3 protein-coding genes are annotated in these 3378 nt (G+C 61.1%); all 3 read right to left on the bottom strand.

The window, feature by feature from the left end; all coding sequences use genetic code 11:
- Window positions 1-879: FtsW/RodA/SpoVE family cell cycle protein (locus PHT20_RS16435; protein ID WP_301021378.1), on the bottom strand; the 879-nt coding region annotated here is incomplete at its 3' end.
- Complete coding sequence (gene murD, locus PHT20_RS16430) at window positions 876-2375, bottom strand: UDP-N-acetylmuramoyl-L-alanine--D-glutamate ligase (RefSeq protein ID WP_301021379.1); 1500 nt, start codon at window positions 2373-2375, stop codon at window positions 876-878. The genes murD and PHT20_RS16435, both read right to left, overlap by 4 nt.
- Window positions 2376-2473: 98 nt before the next feature.
- The coding region (gene mraY, locus PHT20_RS16425; protein ID WP_301021377.1) for a phospho-N-acetylmuramoyl-pentapeptide-transferase at window positions 2474-3378 on the bottom strand (905 nt) is incomplete at its 5' end.

Raw genomic sequence — 3378 nt, 5'->3', positions numbered from 1 at the left:
GCCCCAAATTTCACCCCGGCCAATGGCGATCAGCGAATGGGTGAGTTGGTAACCTTTGGCCAGTGCATTGGTTTCGCTCCACGGGTCAAGGTAGGCAAAAATGCGCTCGCGCCGCCATGGGCTGGCGGCAATGATGGCGGCAAAAGCGCCCATCAGCACAAACGAGATCAAGAAAAACATGCGGGCGTTGACCCCCCCCAAAAACAAGATGCCCATGGCAATCACAGCGATCACCATGAACGCACCCATGTCGGGCTCGGCCAGCAGCAGCCCGCCCACCAAGGCGGTGGCCAGCCCCATGGGCCAGACCGCACGGATGAAGTTTTCGCGCTCTTTCATCTTGCGCACCATGTAATCAGCGGCATACAGCAGTATGGTGAACTTGGCCAGCTCCGAGGGCTGAAAACTCAAGGGTCCCAAGCCAATCCAGCGCCGGGCGCCATAGACCACCTTGCCAATGCCTGGAATCAGCACCAGCAGCAGCAACACCAGTGACAGCACAAACAGTGGACGCGCCATTTTTTCCCACACTTTGAGCGGCACTTGGTAGGCCAACAGCGCCCCCACCCCAGCCAAAAACAGCCACAGCGCATGGCGTACCAAAAAGTAAGTGGGGGTGTATTTGGCGAAACGCGGGTTCTCAGGCATGGCAATCGAGGCCGAATAGACCATCACCAGCCCCCACAGCAACAGCGCCACCGTGACCCACACCAGGCTGACATCAAAGTCTTGCACTTGGCTGGATGCGGCGCGGGTGGCGCTTGGGTGGCGAACACCCAAGCGCACCGGCAGCACTTCGCTGGTGGCCGACTTGGCACGCCCCCAAACGCTACCCAATTGCGCCAGACGGCCGTAAAGACTGCTAGCCACCTGACTCATGGCTCGCCTTCCAGCAGCACACCGGCCTCAAGCGCCAGGTCGTGCACCGCTTGCACAAAGACGCGGGCGCGGTGCGCGTAATCGTCAAACATGTCAAAGCTGGCACAGGCGGGTGACATCAGCACCGCATCGCCCGGCTTGGCTTGGCTTGCGGCCAGGGTGACAGCGCCAGGCATGTCCGGCGCGTCGAGCAGCGGCACGGGGGTGACAGCCAGCGCGGCACGAATCAGTGGCGCATCGCGCCCGATCAGCACCACTGCGCGCACAAAGCGGTGCACCGGGTCGGCCAGCGGGCTGAAGTCTTGCCCCTTGCCTTCGCCACCCAAAATCAGCACCACCTTGCGGTCAGCGCCCAGGCCGTGCAAGGCTGCCACGGTGGCGCCAACATTGGTGCCTTTGCTGTCGTCAAAAAATTCAACATCGCTCACCGTGCCAACCGGCTGCACCCGGTGTGGCTCGCCCCGGTATTCGCGCAGGCCATAAAGCATCGGTGCCAAGGCACAGCCGGCGCTGCAAGCCAGCGCCAGCGCGGCCAAGGCGTTGATGGCGTTGTGGCGGCCGCGTATGCGCAGCGCGTCAGCCGGCATCAGGCGCTGCAGGTGGATGTCGGGCAACTCGCCTTTGCGCAGCTTGTGGGTTTCATCAGCCTCCAGGGCGCGCACCAGCCAGGTCATGCCGTTTTGCACTTCCAGGCCAAAGTCGCCAGGGCGCTCGGGCAGGTTGCCACCAAAGCTGAGGTACGGGCGCTGCCGCAGTTTTTGCAGCCGCACCTTGACCGGCTCAGGCCGCATGGCCATCACACACGGGTCGTCACGGTTCAAGACCATCAAGCCGGCTGCCCCAAACACGGCAGTTTTGGCCTGCGCATAGGCGGCCATGGAACCATGCCAGTCCAGATGATCTTGCGTCACATTGAGCACGGTGGCGGCACACGGCTCAAAGGTTTTTTCACCATCAAGCTGAAAGCTCGACAACTCCAGCACCCAGACCTCAGGCAGGGTGTTGGCTTGCAGCAGCTCGCTCAAAGTGTCAAGCAGCGTGGGGCCAATGTTGCCCGCCACGGCCACTGTTTTGCCCGCGCGCGCCACCAGTTGCCCGGTCAGCGAGGTGACGGTGGTTTTGCCATTGGTGCCGGTGATGGCCAGCACCTTGGGGGCATAGTTTTGTGTGGTTTTCAGAAAATCAAGCGCTTGGGCATACAAGCCCAATTCACCTGCCACGCTGATGCCCATGGCCTGTGCAGCTTCCATCACAGGTGCTGTTTGCGCAGGGCTCAAGCCCGGGCTTTTGAACACGGCGCGCACCGGCGTACCCTGCACCAATGCCGCGCTGAACGCGCCCGCCACAAACTGGGCACCCGGTACCTCGCGCTGCAGCACGGCCAGCTGTGGCGGTGCACTGCGGGTGTCGGCCACGGTAACCTGCGCACCACACTGGGCACACCAGCGCGCCATGGCCAGGCCCGACACGCCCAAGCCCAACACCAGCACACCCATGCCGTGCAGCGGGTGCAAGCTGGGCAAGGGCGTCGCATCCACCAGCGCATCAGGCGGCACAGGCAGCGTCTCAGACAAAGGCATGAGGGTATTCACGCTTACCTCAGCTTCAAAGTGCTCAAACCCACCAGACACAGCAGCATGGTAATGATCCAAAAGCGCACCACCACCTGGGTTTCTTTCCAGCCACTTTTTTCAAAGTGATGGTGCAGCGGTGCCATTTTCAAAATCCGCCGGCCCTGGCCAAAGCGTTTTTTGGTGTACTTGAAGTAAGTCACCTGCAGCATCACCGACAGGGCTTCAGCCACAAACACGCCGCCCATGATGGCCAGCACAATCTCTTGCCGCACGATCACCGCCACTGTGCCCAACGCCCCGCCCAGCGCCAGCGCACCCACGTCACCCATGAACACCTGCGCGGGGTGGGTGTTAAACCACAAAAAGGCCAAGCCCGCGCCGGCCATGGCCGAGCAAAAAATCATCAATTCACCAGCACCGGCAATGTGGGGCAGAAACAGGTAGCGCGAAAACACCACATTGCCGGTGACGTAAGCAAACACGCCCAAACACGCGCCCACCATCACCACCGGCATGATGGCCAGACCGTCCAACCCGTCGGTCAGGTTGACGGCGTTGCTGGAGCCCACAATCACCAAGTACGACAGCACGACAAAACCCAGCACCCCTAAGGGATAGCTGATTTCTTTGAAAAACGGCACCATCAGCCCGGCTTTGGGCGGCAAGCTCATGTCAAAGCCAGATTGAATCCAGGTGAAAAACAGCTCCAACACGCGGTAGTTGGTGTTCTCGGAAATAGAAAACACCAGGTAAAGCGCCGCCACCAGGCCAATCAGCGACTGCCACAGGTATTTCTCGCGCGAGGGCATGCCCTCGGGGTCTTTGTTGACCACTTTGCGCCAGTCGTCTGACCAGCCGATGGCCCCAAACCCCAGCGTGACCAGCAGCACAATCCAGACAAACCGGTTGCTCCAGTCAAACCACA

This window comes from Rhodoferax sp. (assembly GCF_028715765.1).
Taxonomy (GTDB): Bacteria; Pseudomonadota; Gammaproteobacteria; order Burkholderiales; family Burkholderiaceae_C; genus Rhodoferax.
The sequence above is the reverse complement of the archived record's forward strand: the minus strand, read 5'-3'. Positions and strand labels throughout refer to the sequence as shown.

Coding starts and splice junctions, on each gene's coding strand:
- murD (WP_301021379.1), bottom strand. CDS start 2,375: ATGGGTGTGCTGGTGTTGGGCTTGGGCGTGTCGGGCCTGGCCATGGCG.